A 26,894-nucleotide genomic window follows, 5' to 3' on the forward strand; every position below is an offset into this window, starting at 1 on the left:
GCCGCTCTTCTTTGCGAAAATCTAAAAAGATACATTTAAACAGTGGCTTTAAATGGTCCGAGCACGTCGCTAGGCTGATGACGAGCAGCCAAAGGACCAACCCGCATGGATTTGACCAGAGCATCCGCGACGGACATTCTTGACGCCTTGTCCAGCCGACAGCTTTCAGCTGCAGAACTGATGCGCGCGACGCTGGATCGGATCGCCCAGGTGAACGGTGAGGTAAACGCGATTGTCGCGCTGCGGGATGAAGACGCTTTGATGGCCGAGGCGCGGGCGGCGGATGCCGTGTCACCTCGCGGCGCGCTGCACGGGTTGCCGATAGCGGTGAAAGATCTGGTAAATGTGGCAGGGATCACTTCGACACAGGGTTCGCCATTGTTCAAGGATCATGTGCCGCAAACTGACGATCTGCTGGCCGCCCGGCTAAGGGCTGCTGGGGCAATTCTGATCGGTAAGACCAACACGCCGGAATTCGGACTGGGTTCGCACACGTTCAATCCTGTCTATGGTGCAACACACAACCCCTATGATCCCACGAAAACCTGTGGAGGTTCGTCGGGCGGTGCAGCAGTGGCGTTGGCGACTGGAATGCTGGCGCTGGCAGACGGCTCGGACATGATGGGCAGCCTGCGCAACCCGGCTGCCTGGAACAACGTCTACGGGTTCAGGCCAAGTTGGGGGCGCGTTCCGTCTGAGCCAGTGGGGGACAGTTATCTGCATCAGCTTTCAACTCTGGGGCCCATGGCGCGCAGCCCTGAAGACATCGGGCTATTGCTTGACGTCATATCCGGCCCCGATCCAAGGATGCCATTAAGCACAGAGGTCGAGCGCGTGTCGCCCGTTCAAGCGGCTGATCTGACAGGGATGCGCATAGGCTGGTTGGGCGACTGGGGCGGGGCGTTTCCGTGCGAAGAGGGTATCCTCGCGCTATGCCGCGATGCGTTGCACGTATTCGAAGAACGCGGTGCGCGCGTTGAGGCGCTTGCCCCCCCGTTTGACGCGGACCTGATCTGGGACAGTTGGATTACTCTGCGCTCCTGGTCAGTGGCCGCAGGGCTGGAGCCTTTGGCCAAGAAGAAATCGTCACTCAAAGACACCGCGCAATGGGAATTGGAGCGCGGCCTGGCGCTCAGCGCGATGGATGTGCACCGGGCCAGTGTGAACCGGTCTGACTGGCACAAGCGGGCGGTGGAGCTTTTCGAAGACTATGACGCCTTGGTGTTGCCCGCAGCGCAGGTCTGGCCGTTCGAGCTCGAAACGCCGTACCCAACCGAAATCAAGGGGCAGGGGATGGATACCTACCATCGCTGGATGCAGGTCGTGACACCCGTCAGCCTTTTGGGGTTGCCCTGTCTGGGTGCGCCTGTCGGTTTTGGAGCACAAGGGCTGCCGATGGGAATGCAGCTGTTCGGTCCGCGTGGTGCAGATGCGCGGATCTTGTCGATTGGGGCGGCATATCATTCTGCAACGCTTTGGCCTCAGAAACGACCCGCCATGTAGAACAACCGCCCGGGAGGAGAAAACAAGAATGGACAAACCCTTTGGTGTGCCGACGCTGAAACCCGTTGATACCGCGATGCTGAAAGAGGCACTGCGTCGAGCGTGGCAGGATTATCGCCGCGCGCCGCTTTTTGGGCTTCTGTTTGCGGGCTTCTACGTGCTGGCCGGGTGGCTGATGGCGTGGGTCACGCTGCAGACGGGAACGTCGTTCTGGCTGGTTTTGGCCGCGATCGGCTTTCCCCTGATCGGGCCGTTTGCTGCCGTGGGATTATATGAGGTCTCGCACCGGCTGGAACAGGGTGAGCCGTTGAATCCCGGTGCGATATTCGGTGTGGTCATACAGCAAAGCCGAAGGCAACTGCCGTCGATCTGCGCCATTATCGTGGTGATCTTTCTGTTCTGGTTCTTTCTGGGCCACATGATCTTTGCGCTGTTCATGGGGCTGTCGACGATGACCAATATTTCAACATCATTTGAGGTGTTCCTGACACCCAATGGGCTGAGCATGTTGGTACTGGGCACACTGGTCGGGGCCGTATTTGCAATCATTCTGTACATGATCACCGTGCTGTCGATTCCTATGCTGCTGGATCGTGAGCTGGATTTTGTGACCGCGATGATCACCAGCTTTGCCTATGTCAAAGCGAACATTGGTGTGATGCTGGCGTGGGGGGCCTTCATCGCGATCATCACTTTTTTGGCGATGATCCCTTGGTTTCTGGGCCTGTTTATCGTCCTGCCTTTGCTGGGGCATGCCAGCTGGCATCTTTATCGCTTGATCTTGGACAACGATCCGTCCGGGGCTGCTCAGCCGACACCCTCTTAAATCTGTCCGTTTAAGTCAGGCCCTGATGAATTGTGCGCCTTTCGGGCCGATTGCAGTGCTGCGGACAAATTATGCCCAAGGTGATGCAGCGTAAGCCGTCTTACATCGGATCCACTGCCACCGGCCAACCGATACACATAACCCGACCATTCCTGAGGTGCCCATTCAGGCGGAAGGTTCAGAACCATCATTCTGCAATCCTGTGCGCCGGGCCGGGACATCAATGCGCAGACTTGTCCGCCGATGTGAGAAACGATGCCCTGAACCTCACGCATCGGCGCGGAGCATTTCGGCATATGCGACAAGGGTTCATAGCTGCGCAGCAAGGTGCAATGCCGAATGCGGCGCATAAACAGTAGCCGGTGAAGTGTTGGTTCGCGTCGGTTTGGTGAGGCCTCAGCGGCGTGATAAAATCCGGTCGCCATAGTTTTTTCTGACCCGGTGACGAGAAATCGATCGATGATTTCTGATGCGGGATGAGCGGCGACCGGTTCTATTTCATCCAAAGGTTTCAGCAGGATACGCGCGTCGATATCGAAGAATCGACACATCCGGTCCAGCACATCCGGCCTGGGAAAACTTTCACCTGACAGATAGCGATTAAACTGAGTTCGATTGATACCCAATTGGCGGCAAAGCTCTGAAACCGACCGATAACTGTTTGCGAGCTGCCTAAGGTTGGCTCCGAACATGCTGCGCAATTCTGCGGGGCTGCGATTGATGTCGGTCACTTCTGTCCCAGATTTCCGTTTGTATCTTCAGCAAAAACAGGTTTAGGGCGGCACAGCGACCGCGCAGTATTCAGAAATCGTAAAGTTGACCCCAACGGGCGCTGCAAAGCGCCTCGCTACGCGTCACAGGCTAGTCTGATGATAAGCAAAATCAATAGGCTTTCAGCCTATTTGCATGATCTTTTTCATGCTGTTGCTCATATTTGATGAACGCATTAAGCCTTTTTGAGGTTAGCAGGGCACAATGGCCAAGCAGGCCGCCGCCCCGAGAATGAATTCAGTCCCGGGGCGAAAATGGGGCTTAGTCACCGCGCAACAGGGCTGCAACTCCGGTACGGGCGATTTCAATCAAGCCAAGAGGGCGCATCAGATCGGCAAAGGCATCGATCTTGTCCGGTGCACCGGTGATCTCGAAGATGAACGAATTCAGCGTACTATCGACGACATTGGCCCGGAAAATGTCGGCCAGTCGCAGGGCTTCGACCCGTTTATCGCCTTCACCCACAACCTTTATGATCGCCAACTCGCGCTCGACCGAAGCACCTTCGACTGTCAGATCATGCACGTCACGGACCGACACGATGCGTCCAAGCTGCGCCTTGATCTGCTCGATCACTTGTGGGGTGCCGGTGGTGACGATGGTAATTCGGCTGAGATGCCCGGTATGGTCAACCTCAGCAACCGTTAGACTTTCAATATTATAGCCACGACCCGAGAACAGACCAATTACGCGGGCCAGAACCCCCGGTTCGTTTTCAACCAGCACCGCGATCGTGTGTTGTTCCTGCACGTCCGAGAATGTCGGGCGTAGGTTATATGCAGAATGGCGGGTGGAGCCTTTGACGATGTTTAGCGGAGTCATTGATAGACCTCATCTTGGACATAAGTTTCTTCGGGCTTTCGTAGCGCAGAGATCAGCGCTTGGAGGCAAACTACGCAAGCCAGTATTAGGATCGGGGCAAACACGAGGCGCAAAGACAATATCTCGGTCATCTTGAAAAGCACCATATGTGTTGCTGGTCCTATACCGATCCACATTGCGGCGGCCAGTACCAGACGCCATGGAGAAGTTGTCAGGACGCCAGCTCGAAGCAGGAACAGTGCAACGATTGCAAGCAGCCCAGATTCATAGAACCAGAAGTACGGTGTAGACATGGAAATACCTAGAAAGAGCACCGCTACCCGCAAGTCAAAACCTACTCTTGGGCTGCGCCATGCAACGAAGACTGCAATTCCAGACAACACTGTCAGAGTCCATTGCATCGCAAGCGCGAGCGTTTCTGGCACACCTATGCTGGCCAGCAAGGAATAAGGGCTAAGCATGACCGTATTCAGGTGGATTGAGCTTCGTATCTCTTCAAAGTGAACGCCCATCATGTTGCGCATTTCGGTCCAATATTCGACGCCAACGACCAGAGTGGCCAGAACGGACAAGACCACCGTCGTGACCGTTGCTGATATGATCGTCTTCCACGCACCGCTTGCCAAAAGCGCAAGCGGTATGAGCAGGCCGAGTTGGGGTTTAAGCGTCAGCAATCCAATAAAGAACCCTGCTAGTACGAAGCGGTCGTTCTTTAGCGCCGCTAGTGCGGCCAGAAGGCCTGCTGCCCAAAGGGTTGTGGTCTGCCCCATATACAAGTTTGGCAACATGGCGGGGGAGAGTGCAAAAGCAAACCAAACCGGTACGATTCCGCAGGAAAATGGCCGCACAGCAAGAAACATCGCGACAATTGAAATCGCTGTGAAAATCGCCCAAGCCGGAGAAAACGACAATGCCCCGAGTGGTTGGAGTGCGACAAGGAATGAGGGAGGATAAGACCAAGGCATCCAATCGTCTTCCTTGGACGCTTCGTGTATTTCCGACAATCTGTCGATATCAAATGCCGCAAGCGGTTCGCCTAAATGCGCGAGGTGACCTGCAGCCCAGAACACCTTGAAATCAACGGATAACGCCATTTTTCCTTGATCAACAACGGCATACCAGCCTGTGCCGACCCAGAACAATATCAACGCTAGAACGAAGAGTGGAACCATGAGCCCCACTTGCCAACCGCGACGACCGGCGAATATCGACAAATTCTCTTCCGGGCTCGAAGCTCTGGCTGAGAACTGACTGCTGAGATCACGCATGATCTAACCCTTTTTCATGTCACGTGCGGCGACCTTAGCTCCGGCATTTGACCTAGATGTGGCAAAGCGGTGCTCAAACAAGCACAGCTCCACCAGCTTGGATAACACCTTGCGTTTCGGCTTCGCCCAGCAGCATCTCATTGTGGGCCTTGCCCGATGGGATCATCGGGAAGCAATTCTCGTGCTTTTCGACCACGCAGTCGAAGATGACCGGACCGTCGTAATTGATCATCTCCATGATCGCGTCGTCCAGATCAGCTGGGTCGGAACAAAGAATACCCTTTGCGCCGAAAGCTTCTGCGAGTTTAACGAAATCGGGCAGGGCCTCGGACCACGAATGCGAATAGCGTTCGCCGTGCAGCAGCTCTTGCCATTGGCGCACCATTCCAAGCCGCTCGTTATTCAGAATGAATTGTTTCACGGGCAGGCGGTACTGCGCGGCCGTGCCCATTTCCTGCATGTTCATCAGCCACGAGGCCTCACCAGCCACGTTGATGACCAGCGCATCGGGATGTGCCATTTGCACACCGATTGAGGCGGGGAAACCATAGCCCATCGTGCCCAGACCGCCCGAGGTCATCCAGCGGTTGGGGTCCTCAAAGCCTAAGTATTGCGCCGCCCACATCTGGTGTTGCCCAACCTCGGTCGTGACATAGCGGTCATATTTCTTCGTCAGCTCTTCAAGCCGTTGCAGCGCGTATTGCGGCTTGATGGTCTTCTCGCTGTTTGTGAAGGCAAGGCAGTTGACCTTGCGCCATTCGTTGATCTGGTCCTGCCACTGTTTGACATTCGCCGCGTCGGTTTTGCGTCCGCGGGCTTTCCAGACCTTCAGAATATCCTCAAGCACATGGGCAACGTCGCCGACAATCGGGATATCCACTCGGATCACCTTGTTGATCGAAGACGGATCGATATCCACATGCGCCTTGATCGAATTCGGCGAGAACGCATCAATCCGGCCAGTGATGCGGTCGTCAAACCGGGCACCGATATTGATCATCAAATCGCAACCGTGCATGGCCATGTTGGCCTCGTACAGCCCGTGCATTCCCAGCATGCCGATCCAGTTCTGACCAGAGGCTGGATAGGCCCCAAGCCCCATCAGAGTCGACGTAACTGGAAAACCCGTTGAGTCCACCAACTCGCGCAGCAACTGGCTGGCTGCTGGGCCAGAGTTGATAACGCCACCGCCCGTGTAGAACACCGGTTTCTTCGCGGTCTCCATGGCGGCGACCAATTCCGTGATCTCTTCCAGATCGCCCTTCACCACGGGTTGATAATGTGATGTCGACGGCTTCGGGCCGCTATAGTCACCCGTGGCAAACTGAACGTCCTTGGGGATGTCGACCAGAACCGGGCCGGGGCGGCCCGAAGTCGCAACATGGAAGGCCTCGTGCAGGGTGCCCGACAGAGAGTCGGTGTCCTTGACCAGCCAATTGTGCTTGGTGCACGGCCGTGTGATCCCAACGGTGTCGGCCTCTTGAAAGGCGTCCGAACCGATCATGAAGGTGGGCACCTGTCCGGTCAGGACGATGATCGGGATGGAATCCATCAGCGCATCGGTCAGGCCGGTGACTGCGTTGGTGGCGCCGGGCCCCGAGGTCACAAGCGCAACGCCCGGCTTGCCGGTCGAGCGGGCATAGCCTTCGGCAGCATGCACCGCACCTTGCTCATGCCGTACCAGAATGTGACGGATGTCATTTTGCAGAAAGATCTCGTCATAGATCGGTAGGACGGCGCCACCTGGGTATCCGAATACCGTGTCCACGCCCTGATCCTTGAGGGCCTGAACCACCATCTTTGCGCCGGTCATCTCACGTGTCATCTGCTTTGCTCCGTTCGCGACATGTGTCTTGCGTGTTGCCAAAAAAAAGCCCCCGAGATTTTCGGAGGCGCATGGGTTCGATTATGGTTTACCGTTACCGGCCCATGCGCGTGTTTCCTACGATTACGACTAGCGCTTTCATCGCCAAAGGCTCCTTCTTTGCGTGCAGGGACATTATGGTTGAGGGGAAGGGGCGTCAACAGGCAAATACAAAAATATTGTAAGTCTGGGCTTGTGAGATTTGATATTTTGTTGCGCAAAATGACGCAGGTCGAGAAATATCCGCGAAAATTCGCCGAAATTTGGGGCGCGATCCCGCGATCAACAGTGGTCTGATTGCGTCAGGCCTATGTCTGAAACAGACCAGAGCAGCGCCCGATGCTGAGGCAGGCTGGTGAAAACAGCGCTAAATCGGGAGGTCAGACATGCTGCACGATCTTGTGGATCTGGGGCGCTATCCGATCGATCGGCCTGATTCATACGGGTACAGGCAGCTGATCGCTGACCTGAGGCGGGATCTGGAAGTTGATGGATGCGCGGTCCTCCCCGGCTTTGTGCACGAAGATGGCCTTGGGAAACTGATCGCTGAGGCCGATCACGTCGCTCCCAAAGCTCATCGATCGTTCAATCGCACGAATGCCTATTTTACGCAGGATGATCCCAGTTACGGGATCGGTCATCCAATCCGACGTTTTTATGACCGATCCAACGCCTTTGTTCCGGCTGACAACTTCCCTGTCACAAGCCCGCTGCGGCGTATTTATGAGTATGAAGGTTTCATGCCTTTCATCCGCATGGCTTTGAACGAGCCGGAGGATCGGTTCTTCCGATATGATGACCCGTTGGCGGATGTGATCATCAATGTGGTCGAGAAGGGAGGCGGCTTTCCGTGGCATTTTGACACCAATAATTACACCGTGACGCTGGCAATCCAGAATGGCGAGGAGGGCGGTGCATTCGAATACGCACCCAATCTGCGGACCAGTGAAGACGAGAATTTCAAAGGCGTCGCTGCGATTTTGGATGGCAGCAGGAGGGGCGTACACCAACTGGAACTGCAACCGGGCGACCTGCAGATATTCAAGGGGCGCTATGCCTTGCAGCGGGTAGCGCCGGTTGAAGGACAACGGAAACGCTATGTTGGTATCTTTTCGTTTGTCGAAACCGAAGGCATGTGTGGTGGGGTGGAGCGGACCCGTCAACTCTATGGCCGTGTGCTGCCGCATCATTATGAGCGTGAAGGGTTGCGGGGTGATCAACTGCTTGACTGATTTGTGCTAGTCTCGGGCCCGAGGTTGGAAGAGGGCTGTTTTGATGCAGATATTACAACTTACACCATTTGTCCTTTGTTCTTCTTTGGACGCGCAGATTGAGTTCTACACTCAGCGGCTTGGGTTTTCCTGCACATTCAGGCAGGACAATTATGCCTTTTTGCGCCGTGATCCTGTGGCGATCCGATTATTGGAATGTCCACCGCGTCAGGATGGGCGCGCATTGGGGGATGAGCAGTCGTTCTATGTTGACGTCAAAGGAATCGACAGCCTGTTCGAAAGCCTGCGCCCCGGGTTGGAGGAACTGCCTGAAGGGCGGGTGCGCCCGCCATTCGATCAGCCCTATCAGCAGCGCGAATTTCATGTCCTCGATGAAGACGGGACTTTGGTGTTCTTTGGTGAAGATATCAGTGAACGCGGCAGCGGGTAGTGCTCCCGCCCGACTTCAATGTGCCGTTGGCACATCTCCTTCGGTTGGACCGGGCAGCGCGTTTCGCGCTGCGGTCATAGCCCGGGGCTGGTGCCCTGCAGGACGCCATGCTCCAGGGCATAGCGGGTCAAGCCGGCGGTCGAGGAGATGCCAAGTTTGCGCTTGATGTTCTTGCGATGCGTCTCAACCGTGCGCACCGAAATGTCCAGCGCCAGTGCCACCTCTTTGTTGGATTTACCTTGCGCCAATTCCAGCAGGATTGTCTGTTCCCGGCCGGTCAGCGCCTCGCGCGTGTTGCCGTCCTTGGGCTCCAGCGAGCCGCTGGCCCCGGTACAAAGATACCGCTCGCCCCGCATCACGGCATCGATGGCTTGCTTGATCTCTTCGGTGGGAACGTCCTTGAGGATATAGCCTTTGGCGCCGTGGCTGAGCGCGGTTGAGATGTATTCGGGACTGTCATGCATCGACAGGATCAGAACGCGGGTTTTGGGCAGGCGCTCCAAAATGATCTCGGTGGCGTTCAACCCGCTCAGGCCGGGCATGTTGAGATCCATCAGGATCACGTCCGGCTGCAGGTGGGTTGCTCGATCGACAGCTTCTTGTCCGTTGGAAAGTGTGCCGACAACTTCGATCTCATCATAGCTTTCCAGCAGAGACTGAATGCCTTCGGCGACCATGGGGTGATCGTCGACAATAAGGACCCGGATGATTGAGTCGGACATCAGATACCGGCCTTTCGTTTTGGCGTTGGGTCTTCCTGTGGTGGCAGCATATGACTGAGCGGCAAGCTGACCTCAATCACGGTGCCGCTGCGCCCGCCGCGCGATGAGAGGATGCGTAAAGTGCCGTCAAGCTGTTCGATCCGTTCCTGCATGTTGCGTAGCCCGATCCCGGTGCTGACATGGCCTGGTTCGTTCCGCAACCCGCGACCATTGTCTGTAATCCGCATCGTGGCGCCTTTCTTATGACCCCGCAGGTCAATGGTAACACGGGTTGCTCCCGAGTGGCGCTCGATATTGGTCAGGGCTTCCTGCGCAATACGGTAGAGGGCGATCTTGCTGTCTTGATCCAATCGGTTTCGGAACACCACGGTTGAGAAATCGGTTTCAATACCCGTGCGTTCACTGAAATCGTCGGTCAAAGCCTTGAGCGCTGGCCCAAGCCCAAGATCATCCAGAACACCAGGACGCAAGTCGCGGCTGATGCGGCGAACCTCGGTGATGGCGGTGGCCAGATTGTCGATACCTGTTTGCAATGGTTCCTGCGCCGACTCGTCATCCCCGCGGATCAGACGTCGTCGGGCGTTGTCCAGTGCATAGCGTACGCCAACCAGAATCTGGCTGATGCCGTCATGCAATTCGCGGGCGACGCGCCCGCGCTCTTCTTCCTGAGCGTCCAATACCCGCTGTGTCAGTTCCTTAAGCTTGGCATCAGCCAGCCGCCGTTCGCGGAAGTTCAGCAACATGCCCGAGGCAAAGACGATCAGAACAGCGGCCAGAACAATGCCTCCGATATAAAGGAATGTGCGCTGCACGCGCGCCTCAACCTCAGCCCGGGCATTGGCGACGGTGGCGACGATGTCATCGATGAACACACCCGTGCCCACCACCCAGCGCCAGTCCTGCAGGCCAACAACATAGGCGATCATCTGAGCCTCTTCACCGGTCGATGGTTTTTGCCACATAAAGCTGTGCCAGCCCGCGCCCTGTCGGGCGAGCGTGATGAACTCATCCACAATCGGGGTGCCATCGCTGTCGGTCAGATCGGCCCAGTTGCGATTGATGAATTCAGTCTGGCGCGGGCTGACGAGGTTGTTGCCGTCATAGTCATAGACAAAGAAGAACCCGTCCTTGCCGTAAATCATCGCCGACAGAATCTGGGTCACGAGGTTTTTTGCGATTTCGTCATCCGGGGAGGCGCGACCGTAAATATAGGCAAACCCGTTCCGCGCCTGGGTCACGTAATTACGCAGCTCTTCTTTTTTGGCTTCGATCAGGCGGCGCTCGAGGGCCTGTATCTCACTCTCGGCGGTCGCGCGCGATTCATAAGCGACCACCATTGCAATGGCCGCAACCGCTGCGATCAGCGGGATTGCGGCAACCAGCGACAGTTTTTGCGCATAGGTTAGCGAGATTAGGTTCCGGATTCCCCCCATGTTCGAATCGATACGCAAGCTGCCGGCAAATTGCAAAAAATTTGGAAGAACACAGTGCTCGGCCACAGTGATTTGGGCGCGAGCGGGTAAAATCAACCGGATTTGTGCTTTTGAATGTGGAAAAACCCGACTGGCTACGTAGTAGTAGGTATTCACATTCATGTGTGTGGAACTAGGCTAACGCGCACTAGAAACGATCGACCCGGCATCACCCGGGGAATGAATATGAAGGGGAGGATCACTCATATGGATCGTCGTAAGTTTCTGAAAACATCAGCACTGGGCGGCTCGGCCGCTGCAGCCACCACGCTGGCAGCGCCCGCCTATGCGCAAGGCAAGCGCACGCTGACTATGGTCACCTCGTGGGGCCGTGGCCTCGCAGGTGTATTCGACAGCGCGCAGCGTTGCGCCGACAGCATTACCACAATGTCGGATGGCGACCTGAACGTTGAAATCAAAGCCGCTGGTGAACTGGTTGGTGCCTTTGAGGTGTTTGACGCGGTATCGTCCGGTCAGGCCGATATGTACCACGCGGCAGACTACTACTTTGTGGGTCAGCACCCGGGCTATGCGTTCTTCACCGCTGTTCCATTTGGCATGACCGCGCAGGAACTGGTGAACTGGTACTACCATGCCGGCGGCATGGAGCTGCATGATGAGCTGGGCGAAATCTTCGGCCTGAAATCCTTCCTGGCCGGTAACACTGGCGCGCAGGCAGGTGGCTGGTACTCGAAAGAGATCAACAGCCCCGAAGACTTTAACGGCCTGAAATTCCGCATGCCGGGTCTGGGCGGTAAGGCGCTGGGCAAACTGGGCGCTTCCGTTCAGAACATTCCGGGGTCGGAAGTGTATCAGGCGCTGTCGTCCGGTGCTATTGACGGAACCGAGTGGATCGGTCCCTGGGCTGACGAAAAAGCGGGCTTCCAGGAAATCACCAAAACCTACTACACCGCGGGCTTCCACGAGCCGGGTGCGGGTCTGTCGCTGGCCACCAACCGCGAGGTTTATGACAGCCTGTCCGCCGCGCAGCAGAAGATCATCGAGATCGCAGCTGCCGAGTGCCACCAGTGGAACCTGGCACAATTCCTGGCCAACAACGGTGCAGCGCTGCAGCGTCTGCAGGCCGGTGGTGTCAAGGTCATGGAATTCCCTGACAGCGTTTGGGACGCGTTTGGCGCAGCCAGCCAGGAAGTTCTGGATGAAAACATGGGTGATGAGCTGTTCAAGCGCATTCACGACAGCGCTATGGAGTCGATGGCAGCATCGTCGGCATGGAACAACCTGTCGTCGGGTGTCTACACCTCGCAGCGTGACCGCGTACGCGGCTAAGCAATCCGCTCAATGCAATCGGTTCCCCCGTCATCGGGGGAGCCTTTCCTGTTGCACATAAGCGGCCCGGACATGCCGTCATAACCAAACGTGCAACCGATGCGACCTGGGGACAACATGCAGGACGAAAACGGTATCTCGTTCTTCGGCGCCCTGTGGAATGGACTGGTCTGGTTCATTCAGAACATTGCCGAAGCCTTCTATAATTTCGGATACGCCATTACGCATCCGCAGCTCTGGCTGGACTGGTCGAACAAAGAAGCAATCATGCGCTTTGTTTATTATGGCGGGTCTGTCGAGTTCTTCTTCGTGATCTTCGCGCTGTTTCTGGTGCTGACGGCCATTGGTCTTTACTATCGGAACTTCATGTGGGGAATGGTGCGCGGGCTCGAGGGCTTCGCCAATACCACTGGCCGCTTCTTTGCGTGGGCGGGATTGCTGATGGTAATTCAGCAGATCGTTATCGTATTCATGCAGCGGGTGTTCACACGGCCGGATATGTCCTTTGGGCTGGGTATCCCTTTTCAAATGGATATCAGTTGGTTCGCCGAAGAACTTAAACTCTACAACGCCATGGTTGTGTGCCTTTGCTGCACCTACACATTCGTGCAGGGCGGCCATGTGCGCGTTGACTTGATTTATGCGGGCATCAGTCACAAGGCCAAACGCGTCGTTGATATGTGCGGGGCGGTTCTGTTCATGATGCCCATGGCCGTTCTGACCTGGATGTATGGATGGTACTTCATGTGGCGGCACTTGATCGTGCCGAAACCCTCGGCCAGTGACACGCTGGATAGGCTTGTGGCCAAGTCCCGAGCGCTGCGTTGGAACGTGGAAACCATCGGGTTTAGTCCCAACGGGTTCAACGCCTACTTCCTGTTCAAAATCCTGCTGGTGGCCTTTGCCGCCATGGTGTTCCTGCACGCGATTGCGTTCCTGTATCGCTCGTATCTGGAATACGTGGAAGGGCCGGAAAGTGAAGGAAAATACCTCGACAAGGACAGCCTTGGCGAGGGTGAAGAAGCCTACGAAGGCGCGCATTAGGGACGGAGAACCAGACAATGCTATTCGGACTTGATGGCGTCGAGATAGGCCTCATTATCGTATTTTTCTGCCTCTTCGGAGGCATTCTTTCGGGTTTCCCCGTGGCCTTTGCCATCGGTGGGGCCGGGGTGATTTCGTTCGGGATTATCGCTGCATTGGATAGTGCCGGCCTGTTGATCCACCAGGCGATCGACACCGGCTCGCAAGCCTACCGCGACGTGGTGAATTCTGGCGTCAAACCTGACGTGATATCCGTGTTCCGATACCCGGATTTGCCAAGGATCGCCGAGCCGGTCTTTGTACAAGGCTGGGAAACCGCGCTGGACCGGAATGTTTCCTTCATCGTGAACCGCATGAACGAACGTGTTCTGGCCGGGCAGTCGATCGAGACGCTGCTGGCGGTGCTGATGTTCGTTCTGATGGGCATCACGCTGGAGCGTTCAAAAATTGCAAACGACCTGCTGACTACGATGGCGCGCGTCTTTGGCCCGCTGCCCGGTGGCCTTGCGGTCTCGATTGTGGTCGTGGGCGCGTTCCTTGCTGCCTCGACCGGTATCGTCGGCGCGACCGTTGTTACCATGGGACTGTTGGCCCTGCCGACCATGCTGCGGAACAACTATTCGCCGGAATTGGCGACAGGTGTGATCGCGGCCTCGGGTACGTTGGGGCAGATCATTCCACCCTCCATCGTGATCGTTCTGCTGGGTACACTGGCTGGTGACCTCTATTCGACCGCGCAGGAAACGCGCGCGGTTGAAGCCGGGTGCACCGATGCGCTGACCTATCTGGGTGAACCAGCGGTTGTTTCGGTAGGCACATTGTTCCAGGCGGCGCTGTTGCCTGGGATCATGTTGGCGCTGCTCTACGCGCTTTATGCCTTTGGATATGCGCTGTTGAACCCGGAAAAGGCCCCGGCTGTTGAATTGTCGGGAGGCTCGGGTGAAACCATCACGCGCTCGGAAGGGCTGACCTGGCTGCTGGGTGCTCCGGTTGCTCTGATTGTTGGCGCGGTGCTTTTGGGAAGCGCGGGAGTGATTGGCAGCCAGAATATCTCAGTCTCGGCATTTACGGATATCGGGCAGGGCGCCTCGCTGCGCACGAACGTGTCCGAAGAGTGTAAGGCTTCGATGATCGAACTGCATGGGCAATCAGCCTGGGACCAGGCCGTGGCCGAGCAGGAAGCGATTGACGAAGCAGGTGGTTCGTCCGAAGCCCAGCGTCTGAGCGAAGAGGAACTGGCTGCTGCGCAAGAGGCCAAGATCGCCGCTGCAGCGCCAATTGGCAACGGTGTCGCCGTGATTGTGGTACTGCTGGGTCTGACACTGGTACTGGGTCGCGGAATCGCACCGTCGCAAGCGCCGCAGCCTCTGATCGTCGGAGCGATTGGCCTGGTGCTGATGCTGTTGGTCGACGTGTTGCTGATCGCGCCAACGACTTCGTCCGGGGCTACGTTCCTGATACTCGCCATACCTTTTGCGCTCGCAATGCATGGGTGCAAAGAAGCTGCCGCCCGTTGCGCGACCAATGATCTGATCCGTGTGGTCTTCCCACCGCTGGTGCTGATCATCGCGGTGTTGGGTTCGATCCTTGGCGGTGTCACCAACCCTACGCCGGCTGCGGCACTGGGGGCGGGTGGAGCGATCATGCTAGCGGCCTATCGGAAACTTCAGGATCAGAACCGGTCGGGCAAAGTGATCATCTGGTCAACCTTCGCAGTGATCATCGCACTGGTGATGGGGGTGAACTTCGATCTGCGCATCAATCAGGGCAATGTTTCGGTTGAAAGCTGGATCGCGTTCATCATCGCCTATTCGGCCTACCTCTATGCGCTGTTCGGCTTGATCTACGGCTGCTGGGTGCTGTTCTCAAGCGGGGTTCTGACACCGGTGGTGCGTGAGACAGCGAAGGTGACGTCGATGGTCTTCACCATCCTGATCGGATCGCAACTGCTTAACCTGGTGGTGATTTCCTTTGGTGGAGAGCACTATATACAGCAGTTCCTGCGCAGCTTTGATAATGAATTCACGGTCTTCCTGATCGTGATGCTGGTGCTGTTCATTCTTGGCTTTGTGCTGGATTTCCTTGAGATCATCTACATTGTGATCCCGATCGTGGGCCCCGTGATCTATGGCGGATCGTTTGATCCGAAATGGGTGACCATCATGGTGGCGGTGAACCTGCAGACCTCGTTCCTGACGCCTCCGTTCGGATTTGCGCTGTTCTATCTCAGGGGTGTTGCGCCGAAAGAGGTCACCACTGGCCACATCTATCGCGGCATCATACCGTTCGTGATCATTCAGGTTGTGGGCATCGCAATCCTGTGGTTCTTCCCGTCGATTGTAACCATCGTTCCTGACCTGATCCCGAACTGATCTGTCGCATAGACTGACGAATACGGAGGCCCATTAGGGCCTCCGTTTGTTTTTCAGGAATTCGGCTGTGGGTGTGTCAGCCTTTCAAACTCCGCTTCAGTGGCATGATCGATTGCAAGGTCTGTGGTCTCGACAAGTCCGGCATTGGGATTGTCGAACGTGGCCTTGTCCAGCTTGCCGACCTTTTGCCCGACGATAGTGGTGACAACAGCATCGCCGGTGACATTCACAACCGTCCGCATCATGTCGAGGATCCGGTCCACGGCAAGAATGATGCCGATGCCTTCCAGCGGCATACCCAACTGGTTCAGAACCATCGCAAGCATCACTATCCCCACGCCCGGCACACCTGCGGTGCCGATCGAAGCCAGAACCGAGATCGAGATCACGGTCAGGTATCCGCTCAGCCCCAGATCAATGCCATAGGCGTTGGCCAGGAATACCGTTGCCACACCATGCATAATTGCGGTGCCATCCATGTTGATCGTCGCCCCTAGGGGAATACCGAACGACGCCACGGAACGGTCAACGCCGACTCTCTGAGTCACGCATTGTAAGCTGGCCGGAATTGTCGCGTTCGAGCTTGAGGTCGAGAACGCAAACACCTGCGCCGAGCGCATCTTGCGCAGGAATGCCCGAGGGCTCAGCCCGGTCGTAAAATACAGCAGCGCCATCAACGTGACACACAGATGGAATACCAGCGTCAGGCTGATCGTGGTCAGATAGCCGATCACCGGTCCGAATAGGCCAAAGCCCTCCATCGCAAAGGTTTTGGCAATCAGGCTGAAGACGCCGATGGGGGCGAAGGCCATGACGATATTGACGATCTTCATCGCCAGTTCATTCATGAACTCGCATCCTTCCACAAAGGCCTTGGCGCGGCTGCCCATCATTAGCACTGCAATACCAACGACCATCACGTAGAAGATGATCTGCAGCATCTCACCATTGGCCAGAGCGTTGATCGGGTTCTTTGGGATGATGTTCGCCAGTATTTCCCAAGTGGTCTGCGGGTTGGCGACGCTTACGCTATCACCGGCCAGATGCAGGCTCGTGAATCCGGTACCCGGCCCAATGAGGCCCGCAAAAATCAAGGCAGTTGTCACGGCCAAGGCGGTGGTGGCCAGATAGGTAACGAAGGTCAGCCCTCCGACACGGCCCAGCAATTTGACATCGCCAATGCCGACAACGCCGCACAGCAGTGAGAATACAACCAGCGGCACAACAAGCATCTGAAGTGCATTAAGGAACATTTGCCCAAACATGGACAGCACACCCTGCACAAGTGTTGCGTTGAGCGCAGCGATATCGAGATAGTTCAAGACCAGACCAAAGATCGAGCCCAAGGCGAGCGCGACCAGAATTTGGGTCGTCAGCGTGGCCGAAACCAGTCGGCGTGCGGCATATGTCATTTTCCCCCTCCTTCAGAACCTCTGCGACAGGGTGGGAGGCCTGCCGTAGCGACAATAAAGCCAGCCCGGTCAGCGTCTGATTGAGCTGCGGGTTTCAGGTTTGGGCTGGACGTTTAGAAGTGCGGCTAATTTGGTGACCTTGCGTCAACTTTCAATCGCACGGGCGGGGGAAGGTCGATTAAGATTGCTTAACAATTGGGCGCAGCATGGCGGAAGGTAGTTTAAAGCGATGAAAAAAATGTATTTATTTTGTCGATACAGGTGCTGAAAATTCGATCAAATCCCAACGATTTCCGAAAGGATCCCGCCAGACGGCGACAATTCCATAGGGTTCATGGCGCGGGCGCTCTTCAAATCCTACGCCTGCTTCCAGCATCGCCGCGTGATCGCGGTAGAAATCATCTGTTTCGAGGAAAAAGCCAACGCGCCCACCGGTTTGATTGCCGACCGATGCGATCTGTTCCGCACCCGCCGCCTTGGCCAGCAACAACGAAGCACCATCCGAGCCCGGAGGCGTGATCCGCACCCAGCGTTTACCATCGCCCAGATCAATATCCTGCGTCAGAGTAAAGCACAGCACTTTGGTGTAGAACGCGATCGCTGCGTCATAATCCGGGACGACCAGCGTCACCGCATGAAGGCTCTGACGCATGATAGATTAACCTTTGGTGGGGTGGCGGTCAGGCAGTTGGATGTTGGCCACCTGCTCGGCAATCGGGGCCGACGAAAGGGGGTGGTGGGCCGTATGGTCACACTGCTCGGGATTTTTAATTCGCTGCCATTCACCCTGCATATAGACCTGCAAGCCCGCGAATTTGGCCTTGTACCCCATCTTGGGGCTGCCGGGCACCCAATAGCCCAGATAAATATAAGGCAACCCAGCCTCGCGCGCGATCTCGATATGGTCGAGAATCATGTAAGTGCCCAGCGAGCTTTGCTGGAACTCTGGATCGTAGAATGAGTAAACCATGCTCAGCCCGTCATCCAGTACATCGGTCAAACTGACGGCGATCAGCTCGCCGGTTTCGGGATCGGCATATTCTACGACTCGGCTGCGGATCGGGGTTTCCTCGATCATCGCGGCGAATTCGAAGACATCCATATCGGCCATGCCGCCATCCGCATGGCGCGCGTCCAGATACCGACGGAACAGGTCGAACTGCTCATCCGTTGCCCAGGGCGATGTTGCACGTCGGATCAAGTAGGAATTGCGCTTGTGGGCCCGTTTTTGGCTTTTGCTTGGCTGAAAGGCTGAGACATCGATACGGGCAGACAGACAGGCGGCGCAGTCGGTGCAGGACGGGCGATACAGAACGTTCTGCGAGCGGCGAAATCCTTGTTGCGAAAGGCAATTGTTCAATTGATCCGCACCTTCCCCCTGTAGGGCGGTGAACAGCTTACGCTCCATCCTGCCCTCAAGGTAAGGGCAGGGCTGGGGTGCCGTCACATAGAATTGTGGCGCAATTGGCAGCGTGTGTCGCATGAAGGTCCCGCATTTCCTCGGAACCGATGATAGCAACGGTTTTTGGCGCAGCCAAGTGTTTCACTCAGGTGTTTTTAGGCGCGTTGGTTGATCATCACGGTGCCGAGGAAGGCATCGGTCAGGCCCTGACAGCGGGCGCTGGTCATCATCATGATGACCGAAATGATCTGTAGTACCGGGATCGCCATGCTGACAAAGTAACCTGCCGTATGTGCAATGGCTTTCCCCGTATCCATTCGGGCGCCAAAGGCGTCACGCAACTCTATCCCCATGAAGCGCATCCCCAGTGTGGCCGAGCCGTTGGCGATGGTAACAACGCGATAGACAAAGCTGATGACTGCGTAGATTAGCGCCAATATGAAGAAGCCCATGCCAAAGGTCAGCAGAATCGCAACTGTACAGAGCAATGAGATAAAGGCGATGTCGAACAGCCACGCGAAAAAGCGCTTGGTCGCTACGGATTGGTAGAATTCGGGTTGGCTGTCGGGGTCAGGCAGATGAGGCATAGACTGTAATCCGGGTATTGTGCAGAAACACCCTGTCCCGATGGGCGGGACAGGGCAAGCCACGATTAGGCAGGTTGTTCGCCGTTTTCGTCATCACGATTATCGCGGGTGCGTTCATCCATGAACTCGTCGAACTCGGCCTTGTCCTTGGCTTCGCGCAGGCGGTGCAGGAACGCCTCAAAGTCTTTCTGTTCACGCTCCAATCGCGCCAGTGTGTCGGCCTTGTAGGCGTCGAACGCGCTGTTGCCCGAAGGTTTCATGGCGCTCATGTGGCTGTTCCACGACGAACGGCGGCTGCAGGATTTGCTGAACATGCGTTTGCTCCAGATCATATAGGCAAGAAAGGCCAGGCCGATGGGCCAGAAGAAGATAAAGCCAAGGACCGTTGCGGCGATCCAGGCGCCTTTGCCCTTGCTATCAAGCCAGGCTTCGCTTCGGTGCAGCCATCCCGGATTTTGGGGAACGGCGTGGTCGGACAATGCGGTCATGTGCTCTCTCCAGTTAGGATGTAAATGCTTTTCACATTACCAAGATGGGAGGGGGGATAGGTGGTTGCAAGGGGGTATGTGAAAAAGATTTACATTTTTCGGAATCCAGCGTCTGACCGGGCGAATCAATCAGCGGGGTAAGGCGGATTTGCGTCTCAGTATTTCAGGCCGAGCGACGCAGCCCATCGATTAAACGTTTCATTAAGAAGGCTTAATAATCAAACCCTTCCATAGGGTTTGCACGATGGCTGCATACATAGTTTTCCGAGGAGTAATCAAGGGAGGTCGCTGAAATGGTTGTTGTGAACACAACTCATTGGCCGTTCGGGTCAGAGGAGAGTTTCATCTTGTCGACCGAACCAGGCCTAGCTTCGCAAGGCGGCGTATCTAGTTCGATTGATCAAGTCGATTTGCCTTTTTTGAACCTCGATCCCCATGATCTCGAAGGGAAAGAAGATCTGCCGGATATCGAATTGCGCGGGTTTTGGGACGGGGTGATCGACAGCACGGTCAGCGCGTATCAAGGTGCTGGGTCTCACGAGGTTGAGTTCAATCTTTCGATGGTGAACCACGAGATCGCGACACGCGGAAGCGCCACGCTCATTTCCGAGCTGTACCATACACAGCAAGTCGCGCTTGAAACCATAAGCATGCATGGAACGGACATACCTGTTTCTTACGAGGCCCGGTCCGCCTTTGGATTTGAGGGCGTTCACATTGGTCAGGCAGCACAGTTTCAGCATCTGTCTATAGCCAGCGAACAGGGGGAGATGTTCGATGTGCATGGGTTCGATGCAAATGGCGATCTGGTTCTGGCGTCATACGGCTATTACGAGGTCGTCGAGATCGCAGGCAAGCTTCACCAAAACGGAATTTCTGATTTTGCACTTAGTTTCGAGGTGTCGTTCGAGCTCGAAATGAATGAGACCGGTCTTTATGAAGTATTTGCTGCGGTCTCGTTCGATGGCCAAATTGACTTTAACGACGGAATGTCGCGCTTTTTTGAGTTTGAAGAGGATATGTATTTCCCAGCTCGCGATCTGGGGCGTGTGGAATTTGGCCCTTTGCCAGATGGCTTGTTCCAACAACTGGCGATGTTTCAGGCTCATATGGGTGACGCCTGGGACGAGTTGGTGAGTTTGAACGATCAGCTTGAGGCGGCGTTTCTGCAGCTTCGTGAAGACGAGCACTATGATGAGTGGGATTTGGCCGGGCAGGGGATTGAAAATCCGTTCACTTTCGATTTGCCGCCAGTGGATCAGTGGCTATAACGATTTGGACATTCGGCCCTTTCTGCTGTTCAATCGGACAGGGCTAAGCCAACTCTGTCCGATCATGTGCGCTGGCCGCATCTGATTTTCGGCCGTCACAAGTCATAGGCAAATGGAAGATATTGAAAACACCAGCCCACCGTCACTCGATCAGATCCTCTCGCTGGAAAAACAGGTATGGACTGCGCTGGTTGAAGGCAATGCACAGGCCGACCGGGCGCTGCTGAGCCCCGATTTTCTGGGCGTGTATCCAACGGGTTTTGCCAATCGCGACGATCATGTTGGCCAGTTCGCCGATGCGCCTACGATGGCGCAATATGAACTCAGCGATACCAGGTTGCGCGTCTTATCGGCGGATGTGGTTTTGCTCTCATACAGGGCAGATTATCTACGCCCCGAAGCACAGGAATGGGAGGCGATGCTGATCTCATCCCTGTGGGAGCGGCGTCACGATGTCTGGATCAACAGTTTCAGCCAGGACACACCACTGGAACGGTCATGAGCCAGCCTCTTGTTATCAACCGCTTGCCGCGCGCTTTTCATACCGATCTGGGTGACGAAACACGCGCGGCGCTGCCCGATTTGACTGCCGAGCAGGGGGAGTTGATCGCGGGAACTGCGGGCTCTAGCCCCTACCTGAAAGGGTTGATTGACCAAGAAAGGAACTGGTTGCCACACGCGTTGCAGCAACCGGACCAGGCATTGTCGGAAGTGATGGACGCGGCGCGCGCGCTGCCGTCGGATCAGTTGAAACCCGGTTTGCGGCAATCGAAGAGGCGCATGGCCTTGCTGACGGCGCTGGCCGATCTGGCGGGTGCGTGGCCGTTGGAAAAGGTAACTGCCGCGCTGACCGACTTTGGCGCTTTGGCCGTAGATGTGGCAGCGAAGGCCGAAATTGCTGCGTTGATCCGGCGCGGCAAGCTGCCGGGTATGACCGAGAATGATGTCGAAGCCGCTGCTGGCATGGTCATTCTGGCGATGGGCAAAATGGGCGCACATGAGCTGAACTACAGCTCGGATATCGATCTGATCGTGCTGTTCGACGAAACCCGTTTCGATCCCGATGATTTCTACGAAGCGCGACAGGGCATGGTGCGCGCCACGCGGAATTTCTGTGCCACGCTCAGCGACAAGACGGCGGATGGCTATGTATTTCGCACCGATCTGCGACTGCGCCCGGACCCGGCAGTCACACCCGTGTGTCTGGCGATGGAAGCGGCCGAGCGGTATTACGAAAGTCTTGGGCGCACGTGGGAACGTGCGGCCTATATCAAGGCACGCCCCTGCGCCGGGGATATCGCGGCAGGTCAGAGATTTCTCGATGCATTGCGCCCGTTCGTTTGGCGGCGGCATCTGGATTTTGCCGCCATTCAAGACGCTCATGACATGCGACTTCGTATACGCGAGAACAAGGGAACGGGCGGAAGCCTCTCGATTCCCGGCCACGATATGAAGCTGGGGCAGGGCGGTATTCGAGAGATTGAGTTCTTCACCCAGACCCGCCAATTGATCGCTGGCGGACGTGATCCAGACCTTCGCGTCCGGGGCACCGTTCCCGGTCTGGCGGCGCTGGCCTCAAAAGGCTGGGTGCCCGAAGACGTCGCAGAGAAACTGACTGACCACTACCGCGCCCACCGCGAGGTCGAGCATCGCATCCAGATGGTGCACGACGCACAGACCCATAAGGTGCCAAATTCAGAGGACGGTTTCGAACGGGTCGCGTGCCTGATGGGGATCAGCAGCGCCGAATTGACCGCCGAACTGACCCGCCGCCTGACCGAAGTGCACGAACTGACCGAAGGGTTCTTCGCCCCTGGACCAGGCGCGGCACCCGTGCCGCTTCAGGAGGTTGAGTTTGACAAGGGTGTGCTGGCCCGCTGGCCGACTTATCCGGCGCTTCGATCGCAGCGTGGTGCACGGATATTCGAGCGGCTCAGGCCGGAACTTCTGGCGCGATTGGCAAAAACTGCGAAACCCGACGAAGCGCTATTGGCACTGGATGGGTTTCTGGCGGGATTACCCGCCGGAGTGCAGCTGTTTTCCCTGTTCGAGGCGAACCCGCATCTGATCGATCTGCTGGTCGATATCGTTGGGACATCGCACGCCCTTGCCACCCATCTGTCGCGCAACGCCTCGGTTTTTGATGCGGTGATTGGTGGCAGCTTTTTCAGCGACTGGCCCGGACAGTCGGCCTTGCAAGCTGATCTTACACAGGCGTTGTCGGATGAAAGCGACTATGAAACACAGCTCGATTTCGCACGTCGCTGGTGCAAGGAATGGCATTTCCGCATCGGCGTTCACCATCTGCGCGGACTGATCGATGGGGCGCAGGCCGGGCAGCAATATGCCGAACTGGCGCAGGCCGTGATTGCGGCGGTTCTGCCCTGCGTTGTCGACCAGTTCTCCAAAAAGCATGGACCGGCGCCCGGGCGTGGCGCTGCGGTTTTGGGCATGGGGTCACTTGGGGCAGGGCGCATCAACTCGCAATCCGATCTGGACATGATTGTCATCTACGATCCTCAGGATCAGGACATGTCCGATGGCCCTCGCCCGCTGGCAACGCGGACATACTACGCTCGTTTCACCCAGGCTCTGATCACGGCGCTCAGCGCGCCAATGTCGCAGGGACGGCTTTATGAGGTCGACATGCGTCTGCGCCCGTCGGGCAATCAGGGGCCGGTGGCTACAAGCTGGGTCAGCTTCACCAACTATCAGCAGAATGAGGCCTGGGTGTGGGAACACCTTGCTTTGACCCGCGCCCATGTGGTCGCAGGCGACGCCGGTCTGGCCGAGGATATCGAAAGCTTCCGCGCCGATTTCCTGTCGCAAACGCGCGACCGCCAGAAGGTGCTGAAAGAAGTCGCCGAGATGCGCGAAAGACTGGCCGCAGCCAAAGCACCAGCGGGCGTTTGGGACGCAAAGAATGGGCCGGGCCGCATGATGGATATCGAGCTGATGGCAGAGACGGGCGCATTGCTGGCCGGATTCCCCCAGCGCGATGTCCATTCGGGTCTGGACGGGGCGGTCGCTGTCGGGCTGCTGGATGTCGCACAGGCGCAAACCCTGAAGGGTTGTTACGATTTATGCTGGTCGGTGCAATGTGCGGCGCGTCTGCTGTCGGGAAAGGTGATCGAGGCCGACAAGATCGGTGAAGGCGGTACGGCCTTTCTGTGTCGGGCGACCGGGTTCGATCAGGTCGAACAGCTGCAATCCGCGTTGCAAGACAATTACAGCACTGCGGCCTCGTTGATTGGCGCAGTTGTCGGAGGTGTTGAAGATGGCACGCAGTGATGATCCGAATGACCACAAAGGCCTGATCCGCGAGGCGTATCGCATTGAAGGCATCACCTTGCCCGAGTGTCGCAGCATCTTTCTGGATTGGGCGCTGAGCCTGCCCGGAGAGCTTGACCAAAATCAGGCCCTGACCAACCTGCACGCAGTCTATTCGGAACAGGCTGCTGATCATCCGATGACGCAGGTCCTGACCGAGGGTTTGCAGGCGGCCCAAGCCCCCAAGCGTCGTGGCGGCTGGCGCAAGCGCAACCGTTAACGGGGCTTTCACCCACGCGCATTCACGATTATGAGGGCGCCATGACAACCACAGCTGACCGTCCCCGTATCCGTTTGAAACCCAAGGCCAATGCGCGAGGCCTGCGCCACGGGTTTCCCTGGGTCTACGCCAATGACATCGTCACCGACCGCCGGACTCGCAAGATCGGGCCGGGGTCCTTGGCCGTGCTGGAAGACGAGAAGCGCGCGCCAATCGCTCTGGTCGCAGTGAATCCGGTCTCGAAGATCATGTGCCGGGTATTGGATCGCGATATCGGCGCGCAGTTGGATGCGGACTGGTTTGAAACCCGTCTGCGCCGCGCGCTTGAGATGCGCGAGCGTCTGTTCGATGCGCCGTACTACCGCCTGATCCATGCCGAGGCGGATGGGTTTCCCGGGGTGATCATCGACCGGTTCGGAGGCGCCTGCGTGATCCAACCCAACGCAGCCTGGGCTGAGGCACATCTTGAATCTCTGACCGACGCGCTAGTCAAGGTAACCGGGGTCGACACAGTGCTGAAGAACGCCTCGGGGCGCACGCGTGTGCTCGAGGGGTTGGACGACACCAATCTGACCTTGCGCGGCACCGCGCCCGATAAGCCTCTGCCGGTGCCAATGAATGGCGCAACCTACATGGCCGACCTGACCGGGGGACAGAAAACTGGCCTGTTCTATGACCAACGCCCCAACCACGCCTTTGCCGCCAAGTTGGTTCACCCCGAGGCGCAGGTGCTGGATGTATTCAGCCACGTCGGAGGTTTTGGTCTGGCCATGCTGGCGGGCGGCGCAGCACAGGCATTGTCCGTTGACGGCTCGGCAGCGGCGCTCGAACTGGCGGCGAAGGGCGCAGAAGTCTCAGGATTTTCTGCCCGTTTCCAGACCCGACAAGGCGACGCCTTTGATATACTGACCAAACTCGGCGAAGAGGGCGCGTTGTTCGACGTCGTCATCTGTGATCCACCGGCCTTCGCGCCCTCGAAACAAGCATTGGACGCAGGCCTGCGCGCCTATGAGCGTACCGCACGTCTGGCGGCTCCGCTGGTCAAACCGGGCGGGTATCTTGGCCTCTGCTCCTGTTCTCATGCCGCTGATCTGGGCCGCTTCCGCGATGCCTCATCCCGTGGGATCGGACGGGCAGGACGACAGGCCCAACTGATCCGAACTGGCTTTGCCGGGCCGGACCATCCACAACTGCCGCAGCTGGCAGAAAGCGGCTACCTCAAAGCCGTGTTTTACCGTCTGTGAAGGCGGTTCTTGATACCTGCGTCATCTATCCCACGGTGATGCGAGAGATGCTGTTGGGCGCTGCGAGGCTTGGTTATTTCACGCCCGTCTGGTCTGCACGTATCCTCGAAGAATGGGCCCGTGCCGCCCGCAAACTCGGCCCCGAGGGAGAGGCACAGGCGCGCGCCGAAATCGCGCTGGTTCAGGCCCAATGGCCAAATGCCGAGCAACCCGCCAACCTCGGTGTTGAACAGCGCCTATGGTTGCCGGATGCCGCCGACATCCACGTTCTCGCAACGGCGGTCACAAGCTCGGCAGATGTCATTGTCACCGTCAATGCCAAGGACTTTCCCAAGAATATGTTGGCCGACGAAGGGCTTGAGCGGCGCGATCCGGACGGGCTGCTGCATGAACTCTGGCTGTCCGACCCCGAAGGCATGACGCAGGTTTCCAAAGCGGTCCTTGCTGAAGCCAACCGGCTATCCAGTGCTCAATGGACCTTGCGCAGCTTAATGAAAAAAGCCCGCCTGCCGCGCCTTGGCAAAGCCCTGAGTACTTAATTCGGGATCCCATTCATCTGGCCAAAAATATCTCGGGGAGCGCGAGGGGCTGGCCCCTCGCTCCTATCCTAAACTCCCACGCCCCACTTTTGTTCAAGTACTTCCAGAGCTGCGATCCGCTCATCCGTCTTTGGATGACTCATCAACCAAGCGGGCACAACGCCCGCGCGCTGCTGTGTCAGATCCTCAAGCTTGTGGAACAAAGACTTCTGTGGACCAATCCCGATCCCGGCTTTTGTCAAAAGCGCAGCCGCATATTCATCCGCCTCATATTCATCACTCCGCGACAGGCGGGAGGCCAGCAAATGAGTCAGCATATTTGCAATCCAGGCTCCAATGAACGGGATGAAGCGGTTCAATAGCATCATCAGCGCAGCACGCAGGGCGTTTTGACCCGAGAAATCAATCATCCGCCGCCGGGCGTGGCCAAGGGCGACATGGCCCAATTCATGCGCGATTACGCTTGCCATTTCTTCCGCTGATACTTCGCCGTTGCCAAATTTGCGATAAAAACCGCGAGTGATGAAAATACGCCCATCCGGCGCTGCCAGCCCGTTCACCGGATCGATCTCGTAGATGTAGACTGGGACCCGATCAATCTCCAAGGCTGCAGCCAGCCGGTCCGTCATGCGTTTTAGCGCAGGATCGGCCAGTTCGGTGGACTTCGCATCCAATTCACGATGCGTGCGCCAGACGGATATCCGGTACATCACAACGGCATAGGCTATGGCAAGCAGGATGGGTGTTAAGCGAAGCATGAGTTAGATATGGGCGGCCCACCCCGA

The 26,894-nt window shown here is 57.0% G+C and carries 25 protein-coding genes; 13 read left to right on the top strand and 12 right to left on the bottom strand.

Going from position 1 to position 26,894, the window contains the following annotated elements:
- The first annotated feature begins 105 nt into the window (after positions 1-105).
- Positions 106-1,503: an amidase gene (locus AC2TEM_RS00215; RefSeq protein WP_170422182.1), complete on the top strand. Its 1,398-nt coding sequence runs from the start codon at positions 106-108 to the stop codon at positions 1,501-1,503.
- A 28-nt stretch (positions 1,504-1,531) separates the two neighbouring features.
- Positions 1,532-2,329, top strand: a complete 798-nt coding sequence (locus AC2TEM_RS00220) for a DUF2189 domain-containing protein (RefSeq protein ID WP_170422180.1) — start codon at positions 1,532-1,534, stop codon at positions 2,327-2,329.
- Here AC2TEM_RS00220 and AC2TEM_RS00225 read toward each other — a convergent pair.
- From AC2TEM_RS00225 to AC2TEM_RS00240, 4 genes are all read right to left on the bottom strand, one after another.
- A complete protein-coding gene (locus AC2TEM_RS00225; RefSeq protein ID WP_170396965.1) occupies positions 2,326-3,021 on the bottom strand; it encodes a helix-turn-helix domain-containing protein in 696 nt (231 codons plus the stop codon). The two genes, AC2TEM_RS00220 and AC2TEM_RS00225, sit on opposite strands and share 4 nt — an antisense overlap.
- 340 nt (positions 3,022-3,361) lie before the next feature.
- Entirely contained in the window at positions 3,362-3,922 is a 561-nt protein-coding gene (gene ilvN / locus AC2TEM_RS00230) for an acetolactate synthase small subunit (protein WP_170396580.1), read from the bottom strand.
- Complete coding sequence (locus AC2TEM_RS00235) at positions 3,919-5,190, bottom strand: glycosyltransferase family 87 protein (protein ID WP_170422178.1); 1,272 nt, start codon at positions 5,188-5,190, stop codon at positions 3,919-3,921. Before AC2TEM_RS00235 ends, ilvN begins: the two co-directional genes overlap by 4 nt.
- Positions 5,191-5,263: 73 nt before the next feature.
- Positions 5,264-7,015 carry an acetolactate synthase 3 large subunit gene (locus tag AC2TEM_RS00240; protein ID WP_170422176.1) on the bottom strand — a complete coding sequence of 584 codons (1,752 nt, stop codon included), beginning with the start codon at positions 7,013-7,015 and terminating at the stop codon, positions 5,264-5,266.
- Positions 7,016-7,440: 425 nt separating this feature from the next.
- Here AC2TEM_RS00240 and AC2TEM_RS00245 point away from each other — a divergent pair, with 425 nt between their 5' ends.
- Positions 7,441-8,286: a HalD/BesD family halogenase gene (locus AC2TEM_RS00245; protein ID WP_480855940.1), complete on the top strand. Its 846-nt coding sequence runs from the start codon at positions 7,441-7,443 to the stop codon at positions 8,284-8,286.
- Between the two features lie 43 nt (positions 8,287-8,329).
- Positions 8,330-8,716, top strand: coding sequence for a bleomycin resistance protein (locus tag AC2TEM_RS00250; RefSeq protein WP_255612071.1), 387 nt, complete (start codon positions 8,330-8,332; stop codon positions 8,714-8,716).
- Between the two features lie 74 nt (positions 8,717-8,790).
- Here AC2TEM_RS00250 and AC2TEM_RS00255 read toward each other — a convergent pair whose 3' ends face one another.
- The gene (locus tag AC2TEM_RS00255; protein WP_170396590.1) at positions 8,791-9,438 is read right to left on the bottom strand and encodes a response regulator transcription factor; all 648 of its coding nucleotides are present in this window, start codon (positions 9,436-9,438) and stop codon (positions 8,791-8,793) included.
- Positions 9,438-10,871 (bottom strand): cache domain-containing protein, encoded by a 1,434-nt coding sequence (locus AC2TEM_RS00260; RefSeq protein ID WP_170396592.1) that lies wholly within the window; start codon positions 10,869-10,871, stop codon positions 9,438-9,440. The genes AC2TEM_RS00255 and AC2TEM_RS00260 overlap by 1 nt, the downstream gene beginning before the upstream one ends.
- A 246-nt stretch (positions 10,872-11,117) precedes the next feature.
- Between AC2TEM_RS00260 and AC2TEM_RS00265 the strand changes: the two genes are divergently transcribed.
- The 3 genes from AC2TEM_RS00265 (at position 11,118) to AC2TEM_RS00275 (ending at position 15,616) form a co-directional block, all read left to right on the top strand.
- Entirely contained in the window at positions 11,118-12,200 is a 1,083-nt protein-coding gene (locus tag AC2TEM_RS00265) for a TRAP transporter substrate-binding protein (protein ID WP_170396967.1), read from the top strand.
- 117 nt (positions 12,201-12,317) lie between these two features.
- Positions 12,318-13,244 (top strand): TRAP transporter small permease subunit, encoded by a 927-nt coding sequence (locus AC2TEM_RS00270; RefSeq protein ID WP_170396594.1) that lies wholly within the window; start codon positions 12,318-12,320, stop codon positions 13,242-13,244.
- 17 nt (positions 13,245-13,261) lie between these two features.
- Positions 13,262-15,616, top strand: a complete 2,355-nt coding sequence (locus tag AC2TEM_RS00275; RefSeq protein ID WP_170422169.1) for a TRAP transporter large permease — start codon at positions 13,262-13,264, stop codon at positions 15,614-15,616.
- A 53-nt stretch (positions 15,617-15,669) separates the two neighbouring features.
- On the opposite strand, the gene AC2TEM_RS00280 is transcribed toward AC2TEM_RS00275, so the two are convergent.
- The 5 genes from AC2TEM_RS00280 to AC2TEM_RS00300 all read right to left on the bottom strand — a co-directional run bounded on the left by AC2TEM_RS00280 (position 15,670) and on the right by AC2TEM_RS00300 (position 19,505).
- Positions 15,670-17,028: a dicarboxylate/amino acid:cation symporter gene (locus tag AC2TEM_RS00280; protein WP_170422166.1), complete on the bottom strand. Its 1,359-nt coding sequence runs from the start codon at positions 17,026-17,028 to the stop codon at positions 15,670-15,672.
- Positions 17,029-17,272: 244 nt separating this feature from the next.
- Positions 17,273-17,680, bottom strand: a complete 408-nt coding sequence (locus AC2TEM_RS00285) for a VOC family protein (RefSeq protein WP_170422162.1) — start codon at positions 17,678-17,680, stop codon at positions 17,273-17,275.
- A gap of 6 nt (positions 17,681-17,686) precedes the next feature.
- Positions 17,687-18,511 (bottom strand): arginyltransferase, encoded by an 825-nt coding sequence (locus AC2TEM_RS00290; RefSeq protein ID WP_170396602.1) that lies wholly within the window; start codon positions 18,509-18,511, stop codon positions 17,687-17,689.
- 74 nt (positions 18,512-18,585) lie between these two features.
- A complete protein-coding gene (locus AC2TEM_RS00295) occupies positions 18,586-19,017 on the bottom strand; it encodes an RDD family protein (RefSeq protein WP_170402989.1) in 432 nt (143 codons plus the stop codon).
- A 65-nt stretch (positions 19,018-19,082) separates the two neighbouring features.
- Positions 19,083-19,505 (bottom strand): DUF2852 domain-containing protein, encoded by a 423-nt coding sequence (locus AC2TEM_RS00300; protein WP_170422159.1) that lies wholly within the window; start codon positions 19,503-19,505, stop codon positions 19,083-19,085.
- Between the two features lie 347 nt (positions 19,506-19,852).
- On the opposite strand from AC2TEM_RS00300, the gene AC2TEM_RS00305 reads away from it, so the two are divergent.
- From AC2TEM_RS00305 to AC2TEM_RS00330, 6 genes are all read left to right on the top strand, one after another.
- Positions 19,853-20,776 (top strand): hypothetical protein, encoded by a 924-nt coding sequence (locus tag AC2TEM_RS00305; RefSeq protein ID WP_170422156.1) that lies wholly within the window; start codon positions 19,853-19,855, stop codon positions 20,774-20,776.
- Positions 20,777-20,888: 112 nt separating this feature from the next.
- A complete protein-coding gene (locus AC2TEM_RS00310; protein WP_170396632.1) occupies positions 20,889-21,278 on the top strand; it encodes a nuclear transport factor 2 family protein in 390 nt (129 codons plus the stop codon).
- Positions 21,275-24,067, top strand: coding sequence for a [protein-PII] uridylyltransferase family protein (locus tag AC2TEM_RS00315; RefSeq protein WP_170422153.1), 2,793 nt, complete (start codon positions 21,275-21,277; stop codon positions 24,065-24,067). Before AC2TEM_RS00310 ends, AC2TEM_RS00315 begins: the two co-directional genes overlap by 4 nt.
- On the top strand, positions 24,054-24,326 hold the full coding sequence (locus tag AC2TEM_RS00320) for a hypothetical protein (protein WP_170396636.1): 273 nt from the start codon (positions 24,054-24,056) through the stop codon (positions 24,324-24,326). The genes AC2TEM_RS00315 and AC2TEM_RS00320 overlap by 14 nt, the downstream gene beginning before the upstream one ends.
- 41 nt (positions 24,327-24,367) lie before the next feature.
- On the top strand, positions 24,368-25,570 hold the full coding sequence (locus AC2TEM_RS00325) for an RSP_2647 family RNA methyltransferase (protein ID WP_170422150.1): 1,203 nt from the start codon (positions 24,368-24,370) through the stop codon (positions 25,568-25,570).
- A complete protein-coding gene (locus tag AC2TEM_RS00330; RefSeq protein ID WP_170422147.1) occupies positions 25,567-26,109 on the top strand; it encodes an RSP_2648 family PIN domain-containing protein in 543 nt (180 codons plus the stop codon). The genes AC2TEM_RS00325 and AC2TEM_RS00330 overlap by 4 nt, the downstream gene beginning before the upstream one ends.
- A gap of 68 nt (positions 26,110-26,177) precedes the next feature.
- Here the strand turns inward: AC2TEM_RS00330 and AC2TEM_RS00335 are convergent, their stop codons facing one another.
- Positions 26,178-26,867 (bottom strand): M48 family metallopeptidase, encoded by a 690-nt coding sequence (locus tag AC2TEM_RS00335; protein WP_170396642.1) that lies wholly within the window; start codon positions 26,865-26,867, stop codon positions 26,178-26,180.
- Positions 26,868-26,894 lie beyond the last annotated feature (27 nt).

Source organism: Ruegeria sp. HKCCD3925 (genome assembly GCF_057221175.1).